Source organism: Pseudomonas sp. H9, assembly GCF_004353925.1.
In the GTDB taxonomy this organism is placed as follows: Bacteria; Pseudomonadota; Gammaproteobacteria; order Pseudomonadales; family Pseudomonadaceae; genus Aquipseudomonas.
Map to the genome: position 1 here is coordinate 106,455 of NZ_SMOK01000010.1, position 17,194 is coordinate 123,648.

The 17,194-nt window shown below is 59.4% G+C and carries 13 protein-coding genes; 3 read left to right on the top strand and 10 right to left on the bottom strand.

Annotated features, from left to right (window positions below; genetic code table 11):
• Window positions 1-56 precede the first annotated feature (56 nt).
• The 3 genes from E1573_RS07605 to E1573_RS27110 are packed head-to-tail and all read right to left on the bottom strand — an operon-like array spanning window position 57 to window position 1,987.
• Complete coding sequence (locus tag E1573_RS07605; protein ID WP_133212211.1) at window positions 57-440, bottom strand: GFA family protein; 384 nt, start codon at window positions 438-440, stop codon at window positions 57-59.
• 14 nt (window positions 441-454) lie between these two features.
• A complete protein-coding gene (locus E1573_RS07610; protein WP_133212213.1) occupies window positions 455-1,072 on the bottom strand; it encodes a hypothetical protein in 618 nt (205 codons plus the stop codon).
• A gap of 51 nt (window positions 1,073-1,123) precedes the next feature.
• The gene (locus E1573_RS27110; RefSeq protein ID WP_133212215.1) at window positions 1,124-1,987 is read right to left on the bottom strand and encodes a sensor domain-containing diguanylate cyclase; all 864 of its coding nucleotides are present in this window, start codon (window positions 1,985-1,987) and stop codon (window positions 1,124-1,126) included.
• Window positions 1,988-2,321: 334 nt separating this feature from the next.
• On the opposite strand from E1573_RS27110, the gene E1573_RS07620 reads away from it, so the two are divergent.
• Window positions 2,322-3,113, top strand: coding sequence for a hypothetical protein (locus tag E1573_RS07620; RefSeq protein WP_133212217.1), 792 nt, complete (start codon window positions 2,322-2,324; stop codon window positions 3,111-3,113).
• Between the two features lie 219 nt (window positions 3,114-3,332).
• Window positions 3,333-3,671 carry a hypothetical protein gene (locus E1573_RS07625; protein WP_133212219.1) on the top strand — a complete coding sequence of 113 codons (339 nt, stop codon included), beginning with the start codon at window positions 3,333-3,335 and terminating at the stop codon, window positions 3,669-3,671.
• A 48-nt stretch (window positions 3,672-3,719) separates the two neighbouring features.
• Here E1573_RS07625 and E1573_RS07630 read toward each other — a convergent pair whose 3' ends face one another.
• The 7 genes from E1573_RS07630 to E1573_RS07660 all read right to left on the bottom strand — a co-directional run bounded on the left by E1573_RS07630 (window position 3,720) and on the right by E1573_RS07660 (window position 16,204).
• Window positions 3,720-6,146: a TonB-dependent receptor gene (locus tag E1573_RS07630; protein WP_256659491.1), complete on the bottom strand. Its 2,427-nt coding sequence runs from the start codon at window positions 6,144-6,146 to the stop codon at window positions 3,720-3,722.
• A 239-nt stretch (window positions 6,147-6,385) separates the two neighbouring features.
• Window positions 6,386-7,366, bottom strand: a complete 981-nt coding sequence (locus E1573_RS07635) for a FecR domain-containing protein (protein ID WP_133212223.1) — start codon at window positions 7,364-7,366, stop codon at window positions 6,386-6,388.
• Between the two features lie 4 nt (window positions 7,367-7,370).
• Window positions 7,371-7,880 (bottom strand): sigma-70 family RNA polymerase sigma factor, encoded by a 510-nt coding sequence (locus E1573_RS07640; RefSeq protein ID WP_133212225.1) that lies wholly within the window; start codon window positions 7,878-7,880, stop codon window positions 7,371-7,373.
• Window positions 7,881-7,965: 85 nt separating this feature from the next.
• Window positions 7,966-8,676, bottom strand: coding sequence for a tRNA (adenine(22)-N(1))-methyltransferase TrmK (locus tag E1573_RS07645; RefSeq protein ID WP_305955351.1), 711 nt, complete (start codon window positions 8,674-8,676; stop codon window positions 7,966-7,968).
• Window positions 8,677-8,781: 105 nt separating this feature from the next.
• A complete protein-coding gene (locus E1573_RS07650; RefSeq protein WP_133212227.1) occupies window positions 8,782-11,592 on the bottom strand; it encodes an amino acid adenylation domain-containing protein in 2,811 nt (936 codons plus the stop codon).
• 81 nt (window positions 11,593-11,673) lie between these two features.
• Window positions 11,674-13,119 (bottom strand): hypothetical protein, encoded by a 1,446-nt coding sequence (locus E1573_RS07655; protein WP_133212229.1) that lies wholly within the window; start codon window positions 13,117-13,119, stop codon window positions 11,674-11,676.
• Between the two features lie 886 nt (window positions 13,120-14,005).
• Window positions 14,006-16,204, bottom strand: a complete 2,199-nt coding sequence (locus E1573_RS07660) for an OsmC domain/YcaO domain-containing protein (RefSeq protein WP_133212231.1) — start codon at window positions 16,202-16,204, stop codon at window positions 14,006-14,008.
• Between the two features lie 284 nt (window positions 16,205-16,488).
• Between E1573_RS07660 and E1573_RS07665 the strand changes: the two genes are divergently transcribed.
• Complete coding sequence (locus tag E1573_RS07665; protein ID WP_133212233.1) at window positions 16,489-17,190, top strand: bifunctional 2-polyprenyl-6-hydroxyphenol methylase/3-demethylubiquinol 3-O-methyltransferase UbiG; 702 nt, start codon at window positions 16,489-16,491, stop codon at window positions 17,188-17,190.
• Window positions 17,191-17,194: the final 4 nt, after the last annotated feature.

Consider the following 17,194-nt stretch of genomic DNA (forward strand, 5'->3'; position numbering starts at 1 on the left):
CAAGCCCGCTCCTACCAACGCTGGGCGTGTTGGAGACCTGCGGGGTAATCATCTGGTCAATCAGCGTGTTCGAACCATGGCGCCTTGGCATCGAGATGTACGTGCTTGTGTTTATGTGGCGTGAAGGGCGTATCCAGGGTTCCCAGTGCCACGCAGATCCAGTCGGCAAACGCGCCCTGAGTGCGTGACCAGAACAGTGTCGAGCCACAGTGGCTGCAGAATTGGCGCACTACCGTTTCTGACGACGCATAGGCCTTTATACACTCGACGCCGTCAGCAATTCGCAGCGCATCGCGCGGTACACTGCCGTACGACGCGAATGCCGCGCCATGGCCTTTGCGGCACTGGCTGCAATGGCAGTGGCTGACGGCTTGCGGTGCCGAGCGCAATTCATACTTGACCGCAGCGCACAGGCAACTGCCCCGATAAATGTTTGCCATCTGCTTGAACGCCCTTACCTACCCGGTACTGCGTACGCAGCCGATGCAACCAGCACCACTGAAATGTCGTAGACCTCATGGCCACTTCGGTGGGTTTTATAGATATTGCAAAGCAGCTTTTTCTCGCCCTTTGGCGGGAACAACACAATCTTCCGGCCGGCGCTGCGGTCCAGGTCTTGGGGTGCGGAGGCCAGCTCTCCCGATTGAATCCCGTCGACGACAACATCTTTGACCAGTTGCCGAACGGCCCTCTGACGCGCGCCCTGCCTCAGTGACCGCAGGCCCATCGCAATGTGCTCCACACACTGTTTGTCTAACGCCTCGGCCAGGCTCGCGCCTGGCTGTTCGAGCGGCAAGCGCACAAAGTCGCCCTTACGCGTCGGCAGGGGCTCGCTCAACAGATTGGCACTTTGTGGCTTGAATCCAGAGGCATCGCCAGCGTAAAGAAAGGTAGCGCTGGGGTGAAATGCTGAGCGCAGCAACTTGGGATCACTGGTTTTGAGGTGCTCTTTTACATAGGCCTCGGTGTACCAGCGCGCCTCAACCCGTACCCTGTCCTTGTCTGCACTTGCGTAAGCGCCATTGAGCATGGCCCAGGAAAAAGCAGCAATAGCGAGTTTGCTTAACGTCATCCGAAATCCTTTTTGGGTACTAATCACTTCTGAAACAACACTGTAGGTGCCTCAACGCATTGCACGACGTCGATTCTTGATCCGGTACATCTCACCGTCGGCATGGCTGAGCAGTGTATCGGCATCTTCGCCGTCTGCCGGATAACACGCTACACCGATGCTGCAGGACGGCATGACGATGCCGTCGAATTCCGCGCCAAGCGGCGCGGCCATGACCGCTAGAATCTGCTCCACCTTGTCGAACACAGCGCTTGGCGAATGGATGTCGGTCAGCAACACCGTGAACTCGTCACCGCCCATGCGTGCCACGGTATCGGTTTCGCGCACACAGCGCTCCAGGCGCCGTGCAATCTCACACAACACCCGATCACCTGCTGCATGGCCGTGGGCATCATTGATGCCTTTGAAATCATTGATGTCGATAAACAGCAGCGCCAGTGAGTTCTGGTGGCGGTGCGCGGCGTGCACGGCGGACTCCAGCCGATCGTTGAACAATGAGCGGTTGGTCAATTTAGTCAGCGGATCGTGATGGGCGAGAAAACGCAGCTCTTCTTCTGCCTTGGCCAATGCCGTCACATTGCGTGCGACACCAATCCGCGCCTCCACCTCCTGCGACCAAAACGCCGCCCACAGAATGGAAACGACGCTGCCATCCTTACGGATATAACGGTTGCGAAAGTCGACGTGGGACTGGCCATTCATCACCCGAACAATCGAAGCCCGCGTCGCGGCCAGGTCGTCGGGGTGCATGTAGTCAGTGATCAGGGTGCCAACCAGTTCATTGGCACGGTAGCCCAACAGGGCTTCGCAGGCGTCACTGACAAAGACAATCTGGTTGTCGCGGTCGACCACAAAAACCGTGTCCAGCATCAAATGGATCAACTTTGGATAGAGTGCTTGAAGGTCGACGGGCATGGGTCGCTAGTGTCCGTTTCAGGGTGCTGGATCATGGACTGATCGCCCAGGGTGGCGGTGAGTAATCTAGCGGACTTTTTGCGGGCGTCATAGATCGTCTTGGTGACGTCGTTGCTGTTGATTCCGGAACGCCCTCTCTCAGCCACCTGGCATTTTTGTCAGGTGACACTGCCGCGAACCCGCGTTGAAATAGCAGCGTCGGTATCACCAGCGCACAACGCTGTGGCTGGGCGTGGGGGCTTCTCATGAATCGAGGGACTCCTATTTGTTTGATGCGGTGTACGTTGAGATATGCCTAGACCCTTTCCCGCCAGCTGGCGCAGGAGATTACTTCATGATCAGCCCTTCTTCCCTGATAGAGTTGAAAGAACAACTTCGCGCCCTCAATGCCGCGATTTCCGAAATTCGAGAAAACGAAATACTCGCTGCCTACAAGGCACCAACCGTAATAGAAGCAGATGAAAACAATGAACTTAACCCCTCGCTAGGTGCAACCGTCACTGTTGATTATGAACACCAAGATCTTGACGCAGTCACATTACATTGGCTTGGATCCAACGACTCAGACACCTGGATATCCGAAGCCGCTTATGTTACTAGCGGAAAAACGCCTATATTCAATGTCCCTATCCAAATTATTTCAAATAGCGCCGGTCGAGAAATCGATGTGTTATACACAGTGTATCGCAACGGAATCGTAACCTCATCGAGGCTGTTAGAGCTGAAAGTTTTACAGGCTGATGGCAGCAGCGGAAGATTCTACGATGTTAACTTTCATAACTATGAGCCAGGCGATGTTCAATCGCCCTTTAAACTCGCCGGGTTAACCGTCGAGTGCGAGAACATGAAAATCACTTACAACAAAGGCCTAGATAGAAATGAGTTGCAGACGATAGTACCCTGCACCCTTATATTCGAAAAAGAAATTTCCGTTTGCGCCTACAATTATACCGCCCTTTCAACAGGCATGAAAATGAAGGCAATGACTATTGATGGTGACGTCATAGATGAGGTTTCATATCAAAGTCAAGAAAGACGCAATTGGCTAGGGAAGAAAGGGCAACAGAAGATTCAAAAAATTCACTGCAACAGTGGGTGCGAATGGTCAAGGCTATTATTTAACTAAGCACTCCAGCTTCGGAGGCTCGTGGTGAACACAAGCAACGTTCGTTAGCGTTCACGTCCAACGCATACCTCTCTCACCTGGCGTTTGTCAGGTGAGAGCTTGCGACTTCACACTGAAATAGTGAAGCCACAATTGCCGACGCAGCCGGAACGATTCAACCCACCCCAAGGTCAACAGGTTCAGTGGTCATCGAAAACCCCAACGCCATGAGGTTTAACCATGAGTACCCTGACGATCGAAGGTTGGTGCAAAAGCGACGGCGACAGACGCTCGACCCCGGTAGGCGATATTCACTTTGACATTCAAGGTGCCACCCACAGGCGTTTGGAGCAGGCTGAGGAAAGCCTGCAGGCCAGCCGCGCTCCTGAGGCCATGGTGGACGTCGATATGGCTACGCTGAACCTGGTGCTGCCGGAGGGGTACGGCCCTTTGGCCGATTGCAAGTTGCGTGTGTACCTGGACGAAGACCAGCGTGGTCAATTCCATCTGGTGGGCCACCGGGCCACGGATCACAGCCTGATCTATACCAATGCGGTGTTGATTGCGCAGTTGAGTTAAGGGCTCAAGGCGGGCAACGGCAGCCTCCCGCCGCTGCCCGCAACTACCTCAGAGCGCCGGGCTGTAGCGCACGGTAAACATCAGGTTGCGTGGTTCGCCAAAGCTGTTGGCGCCCCAACTGTTGCTGATGTTCTGGTAGTAGCGCTTGTCAAAGACGTTGTTCAGGTTCGCCTGGAACTGCCACTCGCTGCTCGGCTTGTACGCCAGCATCGCGTCACTGACACTGTAACCGCCCTGTTTTACGCCAAAGCCGGTGTACGCACTGCTTTGGCTGCGAAAGCCGCCGCCGACCGTCCAACGCTCAAGCTCACCGGGCAGGCGGTAAGTGGTGAACACCTTGAACAGGTTATACGGGGTATCGCTGTCGTAGCGATCTCCGCGTTGCTGCGTTTCGCTTTTGCTCTTGGTGTATTCGGCCGCCGCATAGGTGTAGCCCGCCGACATCTGCCAACCCGGCGCCAACTCGCCGCCCAGTTCCACATCTACCCCGCGGGTACGCACTTCGCCGCTGGCCTCGTAGCACTCCGGGACGCCTGGCGCGCACAGCGCCGAGGGCAAGGACTTGGCGAGGTTTTCCTGAACCAACTGAAACAGCGCCAGGCTGGTGTTGAGCGCGCCACCGAAGTACTCGCCTTTGATACCCGTCTCGTAGTTGGTGCCAGTGACCGGTTCCAGCAGGCTGCCACTGGTGCTCTCAGCGGCCTGGGGTTTGAAGATGCGGGTCCAGCTGGCATACACCGAGTAGGTGTCGTCAAGGTCATAGACTACCCCGGCATAGGGGGTGTATTCACGGGTCGCTTTGTAGTCGTCGCCAAAGCGATAGCCGCCGGAGTTGGTGGTTTGGTAGTACTCGTACCAGTCCAGCCGCGAGCCGAGAATCAGGTGCAGGTCGTCGCGCACATTGAAGCGTACCGTCGCGTACGTACTCGACTGTTGTTCGCGGCCATCACGCGACCAGTTGTAGTCGATCGCCGGTTTGGCGTACGCGTCGGGGTCGAAATGTTGCGGGTCGATAATCACGTCCGAGTTGATACCCGGACCGCCTGGGCCATCATCGGTATCGTCGCGTCGCCAGCTGGCGCCAACCACCAGCTCGTGGGTGGCGCCAAACAGGCTGAAGGGGCCCGTGGCAAAGGTATCGACACTTTTCTGGGTGTGCTGGTAGGTGTAGGCACCAATGTTCAGGTGATAGGCGTTGGTCGAATCGGTGTAAACGCTACCGCCGAGCATGTCCATGTCGCCACGTAGCCAGGTCGCGTTGGTGCGCAGTTTCCAGTCGTTGTCGAAGCGGTGTTCAACTTCTACGAAGGCGCTGCTGTTCTTCTTGTCCCAGTAGGTCCAGTCAGGGGCACTGCGGGAGGAGCGCGAGTAATCGAAAAAGCTGCCGTCCGGATGCGTGGGCAGGCCGTTCCAGTCGGCGCCCGGGTTGTCTTCGCGGTTGTACCAGGCACCAAAGGTGAGCGTGGTCGCTTCATTCAGGTCGTACTCACCAATGCCGTAGAACAGCTGACGCTGATTGCCGTAGGCATCAACGAAACTGTTGCGGTCCTGGTAGGCACCGACAAAGCGGCCACGCAGGCTGCCACTGGCATTGAGCTTGCCGCTGACATCCACCTCGCCGCGGTAGTCATCCCAGCGCCCTGCGCTGCCGGTAAGGGTCAGTTGCGGCGCCAGCGTCGGGCGCTTGCGCACCAGATTGAAGGTGCCCGAAGGATTGCCCGCTCCGACCATCAAACCCGAAGCGCCACGTACCACCTCCACGCGATCGAACATGGCCAGGGTGGACGTGCCCAGGGTGTCGCTGTCGTAGGCGACCGGCAGGCCGTCGATCATGATGTTGTCGATGGCCGTACCGCGCGAATAGAACTCCGGGCGCTCGCCACCGGTCTTGCGCAAGGTCAGCCCAGGCGTGTACGTGGCGATGTCTTCGATCTTTTGCAGGTTCTGATCTTCCATGCGTTGACGACTGACGACCGTGACTGACTGTGGCGTCTCGCGCAGCGACGTGGCCAGCTTGGTGCCTACACTCATGCTGCCGGTGGTATACGAGCCCGTGTGTTCGGTCGTAGCGCCCAAGGTGTTGCTCGACACCTGGGTGGCCTCGATTTCCAGCGCCGCATCTGACGCTGGCAATGCAACCAGGCCATAACCGCCGTTATCCAGACGACGCATACCAAGACGAGTACCAGCCAGGATCCGCGCGAAGCCTTCCTCGATGCTGTATTCGCCATTGAGCCCGGCGCTGCGTTTGCCTGCGGTGAGGCCTGCATTGACTGAAATCGGAATCCCGGCACGGCGGCCAAATTCGCCAAGCACTTGATCGAGTGGACCTGCGGGGATAGCGAATGCCTGCGTGCGCAGGGTACTTGAAGCGGCTTGTACCGGCGTCACGGTCAGTAGGCTGAACGCCGAACAGCAGACCAGTGTGGCGCCGAGTGACTGACGCAAGGCGCGGGCAAGAGGGTGAGGCATCATGGGCGATGGGTCCATTTCTCAAAAGGCGTCCGCACAAGCAGACAGGGATTTCTCCCTAGGCCAAGCGAGCACGGAAAACCTGCCGCTCTTTTTGCTTTTTTTGACCGTGAAGCTTGCCTTCGGTGGGAGCGGGCTTGCCCCGCGATTGCGGTGTATCAGACACATCGCATCGCGGGGCAAGCCCGCTCCTACAGCAAGCCCGCTCCCACTGAGGCTCAAAGCATGGTGTACCCGGCCGCTCAGCGCGGGCCCACCGTCACCCAGTAACCGGTGGTGCGGCGCACCCGCACCGGCAAGCTGTCTTCGAGCATTGCCAGCACGCGGTTGGTATCGGCCAGTGGGTAGGAGCCGCTTAAACGGATATCCGCGACCGCTTCAGCACAACGCAGCACACCGGGGCGATAACGCTCCAGCTCGGCAAGAAAATCGGCTAGGCGCATGCGCTCAGCCACCAGGAAGCCCTCGACCCAGGCGCCGCTACCCGCTTGCAGCGCCAGAGGTGGCGTCACCCCCCTGGCGTCGATGCGTGCTTGCCATCCTGCATCGATCACCCGGCGCTCACCACCACTGCGAGGAGTGGCAGCGACACGTCCCTGGGACACCGCCAGCAATGTGCTGCGCCCCTGGCTGTCACGACGCACACAAAAACGTGTACCCAAAGGCTGCAACCAAGCATCTTCGCTGATGACCTGGAACGGTCGGCCTGACCCATCATCGGCGGTAAGAATTTCGATTTCGCCGTAGCGCAAACGCAACTGCCGCGTGCTGGCGTTAAAGTTCAAATCGATCGCCGTGGCGGTGTTGAGCCACACCTGAGAGCCATCAGGCAAGCGGTGCTGACGGCGCTCGCCAGTGCCGGTACGGTAATCGGCAAGGGCCCCCTGCAATAGCTGAGTATCACGCCCCTGCCAGGCCAGGCCACCGAGCAGGCCGAAACCAACCAACACCTTCAGCGCCCGACGCCGGTCGGCATCGTGGTAGTGGCCCTGCCCGGCAAGTTGCCGCCCCAGCGGCTCGCTCAAGGCAGTGCTGTGCCGCTGCAGGCGTTGAGTAATGCTGCCCAGCCGCTGCCAGGCACGTTCATGCTCACTGTCGGCTTCACGCCAGGCCAGTAGCTGACGCGCCTCGCCATCAGTCATGCAGCCCGACTGGGCCAGGGTGAACCAGGCGATGGCTTGATCGCGGATCTCGGCGCTGATGGCTGGGGTGTCACGCTGCATGAGTTTACTCGAACCGGCTGGCGTAGCAGGCGGCAAAGGCTTTGCCCATGGCCTTTTGTACCTGATTGACACTCAGGCCCAACGCCACGGCGATTTGCGGATAGGTCAGACCATCGAGCTGCGACAACAGAAAAATCTCTCGCACCCGGGATGGCAAGCCGTGCAGGAGCTCGTCGACTTCCACCAGTGCTTCGATCAGCAACAGGCGCTCTTCCTCTGACGGTGCCAGCGCTTCAGGTCGTGCCGCCAGGGCCTGCAGGTAGGCGCGTTCCACGGCCTGACGCCGCCAGCGGTTGATCAACAGGCTGTTGGCGATGGTGGCAAGGTAAGCCAGCGGTTGACGCAAATCAGCAATGGCGCTACGTGAACGCATGACCCGCACGAAGGTGTCGTGTGCCAGGTCTTCAGCATCGCCCTGCTCCCCCAGACGCTTGCGCAGCCAGCCTTTGAGCCAGCCATGGTGGGCAACGTAGAGCTGCTCTACCTCCCGTTCAAATGCCCGCTCGCTGTCCATGCACACCCACAATTGATACTTATGATAATCGTTCTCAACTATAGCGGATGTGCGATGGCCAACGCAATTGGGCCCTCTGATACGGTTACAGCGCCTGGCCCTGCTCCAGCAGCGCGCTGATCCAACGGGCCTGCTGGGTCAGTTCCTGCACCTTGTGCTCAGGTATTGTCTGGCGCGCTCGGGCAAGACCGGCCAGAGTGCGCTGATGCTGGCGCAGCCTGCGCTGCCATTTACCCAGGAACGCTGGGCTGCGAACCTGCAGGTGCAGCGGGCCGAAGAACAGTTGCTGCGCGGTGTACTGCACCGGTTCCGCGCGCGCGGCGACGATGATCTCGTAGTCAAAACGGTTTTCCCGCAGCACGTCCTCAACAAGGATGCGGTAGCCGTTGTCCATCAACCATTGCCGCAGTGGCTGCTCGCCGCCGTTGGGCTGCAGGATCAAGAGTTCCTGGCCGCTCAGACGCGCCTTGCCCCGCTCGAGAATGTCGCGGATGGTCTCGCCGCCCATGCCGCAGAGGCTGATCGCCGTGATCCCGTCTTGTGGCTCGATCGCTACCAGGCCGTCGGCCAGGCGCACGCTGATCTGCTGTTCCAGGCCGTTGTCGCGCACAGTGCGCTGAGCCGCATGGTACGGCGTCACAGCGACCTCGCCAGCGAGCGCCGCGCTGATGACACCACGGCGCAGCAACGCCACCGGCAAATAACCGTGATCCGAGCCGATATCGGCCAGCCGCGCACCAACAGGCACCTGCGCCGCCACACGCTCAAGGCGCATGGACAATGTGTGTTCGTTCAACAACCGCCCCTTTTCACTGCAAGCGTCCGGCACCGTTGGCCAGATCGGGGCGCGATTCTGTCGGGCATCGCTGTGCTTTTCAACTCCAATTCGACCACTGCCGGGTCAGGCAACACGCTCCAGCGCATCGGACGGGTGCCGCTTCCCTGCCCTGTTCCACCGTGCCAGCGCAATGCGAACCACTGTGTTCCAGCAGTAGCTCACCACAACGCCACCGACGATGGCGAGCAGCACCGAGAACGCAGGGTGATCGAACAATCGCCGAGCAATGGACTGAAACTGGAAATGCGTGAGGTAGATGTACAGCGTCGCAGAGGCCACCACTGCCCCCGCCCGCGCGACAGGGCCGGGAAGGCGCACCGACTTGAACCAGATCACCGCCAGCACCGCCGGCAAGGCAATGTCGATCAAGTGCGGTACTGTCACCGCTTGCAACTGGTAGCCTGCGAGCGCAACGTAATCCAGCTGACCGATCACCAGCACCGCCACCGCGCTGGCAACCCATTTTTGCGCGGTGGACTGGGCAAAATGAATGGCCATGCCGAGTACAGTGACCGCCAAAAAGTGTTGCGGCACCCGGTTGTACAAGTGGGTGGCGTCGAAGACCAAGCGGTTGAGCAGAATATCCAGCACCACCAAGGCACACGACGCCAGCACCAGACGCCGGAACGGATCGGCCATGATCACCCTGCGGACACGCTCAACCGATACCACAAGCCCGATGATCACAATCATCTGCACCAGCACTTCGACATACCAGGCGTTGAAATGACCAACCAGGCTCGGGGCAAACCAGTTAGAGATCAGCAACAGCGATTGCCAGTGCAGGGTGTCGAAGACTATCTGGGTCAGCGCGTTGTAGAGAATGGTCGGCACTGCGATGCTGGCGACAGACTTCATTAACAGGCGCGCGTCACCGCGTTCGTCGATGGCCTTGAACTGAAAGCGTGCCAGGCTGATGCCGGAAATCAGGAACAACAGCGAGGTTTCGCCGACCACCATCCAGTTGGAAAACACACTGAAGTGGCCGATGACGATCAGGATGATCGCAATCACCCGCAGGCACACTGGCAGCTCCAAGGCCCGAAATGCCCACCTCGATGCAGTGCCTGGCGTGGACGAACTGGCCAACTCGGCCAACGCCCGAACAGGGATCATTTCCCAACGCTCCGGCAACTGGCCGATCAATTCCTCCAGCACCATCGAAGCCTGGACGAACGACAGCGAATCGCCGCCCAGTTCCACGAACGTCAGGTTGGCATCGACACGCGGCACCTGCAGAATCCGCGCCCAGGCGTCGCTGAGTTTTTGCGCCACCGGAGACAACGCCTGGTTGTCGCTGTTGGCAGGTTTCACTGTGTTGTCGAACGCCATCGACAACGCTCGCTTGTCGATCTTGCCGTTGGGCGTGAGGGGGATGGCGTCGAGCAACACGAACTGTGCTGGCACCATATAGTCCGGGAGCTGGTCTGCCAGCGTTTCGCGCAACTGCGCAGCCGATACCGGCGCTGAAGCAACGCAGTAGGCCACCAACCTGACCATGGCATGGTCCTGGTTGGCCAGCACCACGCATTGTTTGATCTGCGCTTGCCGGGCGATTACGCCTTCAATCTCCGCCAATTCAATGCGGTGGCCGCGAATCTTCACCTGGCTGTCGGCGCGCCCCAGAAAGCTGACACTACCCTGCGGCAAGTAGGTGCCAAGGTCACCCGTGCGGTAACAGATATCACCCTCAGCACCGGTAAACGGGTTGACCACGAACTTTTCCCCGGTCAGCGCGTTGTCGCCCCAATAGCCCAACGACAGATAGGGACTGCGGATCAGGATTTCCCCGACTTCACCTTCGCCAACCAACTGATTGGCCTCGTTCACTACCAGCAGTTGCGCCCCCTCAATGCCTTGACCCAGGGGAATGCTGGCCGTGGCGGCGAGTGGCTCGATATCATGGAACGCCATGGCTTGTGGCGTTTCCGTCGTCCCGTAGAAATTCACCTGTGCTGCGAAAGGCGCAATCGCGCCTATCTGTTCGTACAGCAAAGGGTTCAATGCGTCACCGCCCCAGAACAGGTAGCGCAGGTGCTTGAACACCTGCGCGTTCATCCTCGCGCCGGTTTCGATGAGCTTGCCCAACGGTGGCGTGAGGTGCATGACCGACACCTCATGGCTGTGAATCCAGTCCGCCAGGGTCGCCGGGTTGATCAAGGTCGATTGCGTCGGGCAGACGATCTTCGCGCCGATCGACAACGGCGTGAACACATCCCGGTACACCGGATCATGGCCCAGCCCCGACAGCAGCGAAAAGCGGTCATCGCGGGTGAATCCATGACGCTGCACATGCCAGTCGATGAAGTGAACCAGCGGTGCGTGGTGAGTGACGATGCCCTTGGGTTCACCAGTGCTGCCGGAGGTGAAGGTAATGTAGGCCGGCTGCGCCGGATCCACCTCGGGCAATTGCGGGTGCTCACCGGAAAACTGCTGCAGTGACTCATCAGGGCATTCCGGCACCCTGATGAACGCAGGCGCGCCCTTGAGATCAACCTGAGCCTCACCGCACAGCATCACGCAGTTGGGCTCAAGCGTGCGAATGATCTGCGTGATACGTGCGGGTGGGTATGCGGCGTCGGCAATGGTAAAAATCAGACCGGCTCGCGAAGCGCCGAGCATGGCATACACCAGGCCTGCACAACGGCTCGCCACAATCACCACCCGGTCGGCACTGTGAGCGCCTCTGGCTAGCAGGTGGGCTGCGATCCCCCGGCTGATCTGCTCCAGTTGCCGATAGCTGCACCTAGCACCCTGAGCATTGATCGCCGTGGCGTCAGGTGTGCGCGTAGCCTGTTGCAGAAAAGCCTGGAAAATCGGGCGCTCGGCACGATATTCCAGGCGCAGTGTCGGGTCGGGGCGAGGATCCGGCATGTGTTCGCTGTGCTCCGCGTGGTCGGTACGCTGGAGTGAACGTTAGTGCACGCTAATCGTCAGCGCCAATGTGCGGTGTGCTTACCCAGCCAACAAGGCAAGCACGGCGGTTACCGCCGTTGTTACAGGGCCGGCCAACGCTGCAACGGTTTTCGCTGCATCCAGAATGCCCTTGGCAGACAGCTCATACCATGCTTTGCGCGGTTTGGCTGAGGTTGCTTCGCCAGTGAAGGCGTCAAGGTCTTTGAGTACAGTCTGCGCCTGTTCTTGTGGAAGCTTCTTGGCAAGTTCAACAACTTGAGTAATCGCTTCCTTCAATGCCTCCTTGAGATCGGATGACGCCTGCGACGCTTGAACTTTGTTGAAGCTGTTGTTGATCGTCTCGGCAGTAATGACATTGATATCACCACCGCCAGTGTTGACCGGGCCGTTGAAAATCGTAGTTGTCACTTTGCTGCCCTCCAGTGCAATGATCTGGGTATGTGCCTTCTGTTCGCGGCGAAGGTGGCTGACTATTTTCTCAGCAACCTGTCGGCGTACTTCGTGCAGGCTCAGGTCTTCAGAGGCAATCTCGTGGGCCCGTTGTGCAACGTCGATCATGGCTGACTGATCAAAGCCGAAGCGCTCCGAGCGTTCCGTAACCCGGAGCGCATCATTCAAGTAACGCTGCAGCGCCTCTGTCCGTTCAACATTGCCGACCCATTCGAGTTTCCCGGTGTCTTTTGCTTGAAATAAAACGGTATTCAGGCATTCGCGTTCTGTATGCAGGCGGGTCAAATGCATACGTAGTTTTCTGACTTCGTCGCCATGCTCCCTTCCCCTGCTGATGATCCAGGTGCTGCACAGCTGGTGTTTGATCTTCAGCCAGGCATGAGAAAGCCTGATACCCACATTAGGTAAATCGAGCACCTCACGGGTGTGAGGCGGCAACGGAAGCTGCTGCAGCCCCCAACCACGGCAGTAATCCAAAACGATGGCAGGCGAGCCGGCGCTGAACCACCAGGGCTGAGTTTCCACACCACGCGTAGTCGATGCGAAAAGAAAGTGCTCAGCCAGCAGATCACCGGCATGCACCAGACCGAGGGTTTTCGCTGTAGGTGCTTTGCCACAAGCCCGAATGGGCAGTTCGAGAATGCTGTGCAGCAGCGAGACTTTATCCACGTCGGCGTTGGCTTCTGAAGGGTAACCCCATACATTGAATCGAAGCCCCACCTCCAGCCGCGCAAATTGACCGTTGGAATAATAACGGCGCAAGGCATGATGGATTTTCGCGTAGTACCTGGCGCCGCCCAGGCTCAGGTCGCGCAAATGATCAGGAAACAACAACGCGCGAGAGGCATCACTGAACACTTGCTCACCCGCCCACTCCCTGAGGCCGCCACGGTTGCGATGGGTGACGCGGCCAGAGGAGCGAACAAAATCGCTTCGCGGATTGGCCAACGGCCAGAACGGGCGCTCCAGCCGCCCGGTTTCCGGACCCAGCAGCCAGCGCAGATCGGTAAACGGATGCTGCAGCGTAAGGAACATGAACGTAACCCCCTTGCCCGAAGCGTGAGGGTGGCTCTTCGCCTAACCTAGGCGGGAGACTTGGCTCTAACCCATCGGGAACAAGCGGTCTGCTGCCGCTTGAAATCCAACAGGAGCACTTTCACAGTAGCAGAGCCCCAAGCGTTGGGGGCCGGGGAGTTGATTATTTGTTCGGTTGAGCCCCTGGCGTCTCCCCCGGTGGGAGCGAGGCTTGCCCCGCGATAGCGGTTTATCAGGCACATCGCTTCGCGGGGCAAGCCCGCTCCTACAGGCCCGCGTCTGGTGCAGCTTCTGGCGTCACCCCGGTGGGAGCGAGGCTTGCCCCGCGATAGCGGTGTATCAGGCGAATCGCTTCGCGAGGCAAGCCCGCTCCTACAGGCCCGCGCCTGGTGCAGCTTCTGGCGTCACCCCGCGATAGCGGTGTATCAGGCACATCGCTTCGCGGGGCAAGCCCGCTCCTACAGGCCCGCGTCTGGTGCAGCTTCTGGCGTCACTCCGGTGGGAGCGAGGCTTGCCCCGCGATAGCGGTGTATCTGGCGCATCGCTTCGCGGGGCAAGCCCGCTCCTACAGGCCCGCGCCTGGTGCAGCTTCTGGCGTCACCCCGGTGGGAGCGAGGCTTGCCCCGCGATAGCGGTGTATCAGGCACATCGCTTCGCGGGGCAAGCCCGCGCCTACAGGCCCGCGTCTGGTGCAGCTTCTGGCGTCACTCCGGTGGGAGCGAGGCTTGCCCCGCGATAGCGGTGTATCAAGCGCATCGCTTCGCGGGGCAAGCCCGCGCCTACAGGCCCGCGTCTGGTGCAGCTTCTGGCGTCACCCCGGTGGGAGCGAGGCTTGCCCCGCGATAGCGGTGTATCAGGCACATCGCTTCGCGGGGCAAGCCCGCGCCTACAGGCCCGCCACCTTTGCCCGCGCCTGGTGCAGCTTTTTATAGCTGTCGATCAACCGCAGGTGCCGATCGAGCCCTTCGAGCTTCATGCTGGTCGGCGTCAGGCCATAGAAGCGCACGCTGCCGTCTAGCGAACCCAAGGCAGCATCCATGCGCTCGTTGCCAAACATCCGGCGGAAGTTGACTTCGTAGTCTTCCATGACCATGTCGTCGTCGATTTCCACCTCCAGCACCACGTTCAAGGCCTGGTAGAACAAACCGCGATCAACAGTGTTGTCGTTGAACTGCAGGAAGGTTTCCACCCGGTCTTTCGCCTCTTCGAATTGCTGCAGGGCGAGGTAGATCAGCAGTTTCAGCTCCAGAATCGTCAACTGACCCCAGGCGGTGTTGTCGTCAAATTCGATGCCGATCAGCGTCTTGATGTCGGTGTAGTCATCCAGTTCGCTTTCCTCAAGGCGCTCGACCAGCGCACGCAGGTCAGTATCGTTCAGGCGGTGCAGGTTGAGAATGTCTTCACGGAAGAACAGCGCTTTGTTGGTGTTGTCCCAGATCAGGTCTTCGATTGGGTAGATTTCCGAATAGCCCGGTACCAGGATGCGGCAAGCGGTGGCGCCGAGGTGCTCGTACACCGCCATATAGGCTTCTTTGCCCATGTTTTCGAGAATGCCGAACAGGGTCGCCGCCTCTTCGACGTTGGAGTCTTCACCCTGGCCGGAGAAGTCCCACTCGACGAATTCGAAATCGGCTGTGGCACTGAAGAAGCGCCACGACACCACGCCGCTGGAGTCGATGAAGTGCTCGACAAAGTTGTTCGGCTCGGTCACCGCGTAACCGGCGAAGGTCGGTTGCGGCAAGTCGTTCAGGCCTTCGAAACTGCGGCCCTGCAGCAACTCGGTGAGGCTGCGCTCCAGTGCCACTTCAAAGCTTGGGTGTGCACCGAACGAGGCAAACACGCCGCCGGTGCGGGGGTTCATCAAGGTCACGCACATAACCGGGAATTCACCGCCCAACGAGGCATCTTTGACCAGCACCGGGAAGCCCTGCTCTTCCAGGCCCTGGATCCCGGCAAGTATTGCGGGGTATTTCGCCAGCACTTCCTGCGGTACATCCGGCAGGGCAAATTCGCCTTCGAGGATTTCGCGTTTGACCGCGCGTTCGAAGATCTCCGACAAGCATTGCACCTGTGCCTCGGCCAGGGTGTTGCCGGCGCTCATGCCATTGCTGAGGTAGAGGTTTTCAATCAGGTTGGAGGGGAAATACACCACCTCACCGTCGGACTGACGCACAAACGGCAGCGAAACGATACCGCGCGCTTCGTTGCCGGAGTTGGTGTCGTACAGATGCGAGCCGCGCAGTTCGCCATCGGCGTTGTAGATCTTCAGGCAGTAGGCGTCGAGGATTTCGGCGGGCAGTTCGTCTTTGCGGCCCGGCTTGAACCAGCGTTCTTCCGGGTAATGCACGAACGGCGCATTGGCGATGTCTTCGCCCCAGAACTGGTCGTTGTAGAAGAAGTTGCAGTTCAGCCGCTCGATGAATTCACCCAGCGCCGAGGCCAAGGCACTTTCCTTGCTGGAACCCTTGCCGTTGGTAAAGCACATCGGCGATTGCGCATCGCGGATATGCAGCGACCAGACGTTAGGAACGATATTGCGCCACGAAGCGATTTCAATCTTCATCCCCAGATCGGCCATGATCGCCGACATGTTGGCGATGGTCTGCTCCAGCGGCAGGTCCTTGCCGGCAATGTAGGTGCGCTGGTCAGAGGCGGTGTCGAGCATCAGCAGTGCCTGGGCGTTGGCCTCCAGGTTGTCGACTTCTTCGATCACGAACTCAGGCCCGGTTTGCACCACTTTTTTCACGGTGCAGCGCTCGATGGAGCGCAAAATGCCCTGGCGATCCTTGACGCTGATATCGGCCGGCAACTCGACCTGGATCTTGAAGATCTGCTTGTAGCGGTTCTCCGGGTCGACAATGTTGTTTTGCGACAACCGGATGTTGTCGGTGGGGATATCACGGGTTTGGCAATACAGCTTGACGAAGTAAGCCGCGCACAGCGCCGAAGACGCCAGAAAGTAGTCGAACGGCCCGGGTGCCGAGCCATCGCCCTTGTAGCGGATAGGTTGATCGGCGACCACCGTGAAGTCATCGAACTTGGCTTCAAGCCGGAGGTTGTCGAGAAAATTAACCTTGATTTCCATGCGGAATTACCATCGTAAGCAGCAAAACAATTTGGCCGCCATTATCCGGCTTTTCGCCTGGATGTCTTGTGCTTTTGCGCGGCGCTGCGACCCTCGGTGGGAGCGAGGCTTGCCCCGCGATCGGTTGCGCAGCAAGCGTAAAAAACACCTGAACTCAGGACAGTTGACCTAGCGAGTCGGCTGAATGTGCTGGCGCTTCGCGCCAGATCGCGGGGTAAGCCTCGCTCCCACCGAAGTGGGGTTGGCCTATCCTTTCTGTTCAACCTTCAACTGCGGATGGCCCCATGCCTACTCCCGAAACCTCACTCGTGCAGAGCTGGCAGCACAATGCCGAGCACTGGATCGACGCCGTGCGCGAAGGCGCCATCGACAGCCGCCTGCAGGTCACCGATCAAGCCATCCTGCTCGCGGTACTAAGCCGCCAGCCCGCGCGCGTGCTCGACCTCGGCTGCGGTGAAGGCTGGCTGTTGCGGGCGCTGAGCGAGCGCGGCATCGAGGCGGTCGGCGTCGATGGCGAGGCGCGCCTGGTTGACGCGGCGCGGGCTGCAGGCAGCGCGCAGGTGCATCTGGCCAGCTACGACGCACTGGTAGAGGAAACGGTCGACGTCGGTCGCGACTACCCGCTGATCTGCGCCAACTTCGCCTTGCTGCAACAAGACATCATCCCCCTGCTCAGTGCCCTGAACGCCCTGCTCGCGCCAGGCGGCGCACTGGTAATTCAAACGCTGCACCCGTGGGCGATGGCGGCGGGCAACTATCAAGACGGCTGGCGTGAAGAGCACTTCACCGGGCTCAAAGGGCACTGGCAGCCGATGCCGTGGTACTTTCGCACCTTGTCCAGCTGGCTCAATGCCCTGGACATGGCCGGCTTTACCCTCAGCGCCCTGCAAGAACCCCAGCATCCACAAAGCCCTGGGCCACAATCGCTGCTGCTGATCGCGGAAAAAATTGCATCAAACGATTACAATCAAACGCCTATTTCTTGAGTCA

Coding starts and splice junctions, on each gene's coding strand:
- E1573_RS07640 (WP_133212225.1), bottom strand. CDS start 7,880: ATGGACAGCGAGCGGGCATTTGAACGGGAGGTAGAGCAGCTCTACGTT.
- E1573_RS07620 (WP_133212217.1), top strand. CDS start 2,322: ATGATCAGCCCTTCTTCCCTGATAGAGTTGAAAGAACAACTTCGCGCC.
- E1573_RS07630 (WP_256659491.1), bottom strand. CDS start 6,146: ATGATGCCTCACCCTCTTGCCCGCGCCTTGCGTCAGTCACTCGGCGCC.
- E1573_RS07610 (WP_133212213.1), bottom strand. CDS start 1,072: ATGACGTTAAGCAAACTCGCTATTGCTGCTTTTTCCTGGGCCATGCTC.
- E1573_RS07660 (WP_133212231.1), bottom strand. CDS start 16,204: ATGGAAATCAAGGTTAATTTTCTCGACAACCTCCGGCTTGAAGCCAAG.
- E1573_RS07665 (WP_133212233.1), top strand. CDS start 16,489: ATGCCTACTCCCGAAACCTCACTCGTGCAGAGCTGGCAGCACAATGCC.
- E1573_RS07625 (WP_133212219.1), top strand. CDS start 3,333: ATGAGTACCCTGACGATCGAAGGTTGGTGCAAAAGCGACGGCGACAGA.
- E1573_RS07635 (WP_133212223.1), bottom strand. CDS start 7,366: ATGCAGCGTGACACCCCAGCCATCAGCGCCGAGATCCGCGATCAAGCC.
- E1573_RS07655 (WP_133212229.1), bottom strand. CDS start 13,119: ATGTTCCTTACGCTGCAGCATCCGTTTACCGATCTGCGCTGGCTGCTG.
- E1573_RS07605 (WP_133212211.1), bottom strand. CDS start 440: ATGGCAAACATTTATCGGGGCAGTTGCCTGTGCGCTGCGGTCAAGTAT.
- E1573_RS27110 (WP_133212215.1), bottom strand. CDS start 1,987: ATGCCCGTCGACCTTCAAGCACTCTATCCAAAGTTGATCCATTTGATG.
- E1573_RS07650 (WP_133212227.1), bottom strand. CDS start 11,592: ATGCCGGATCCTCGCCCCGACCCGACACTGCGCCTGGAATATCGTGCC.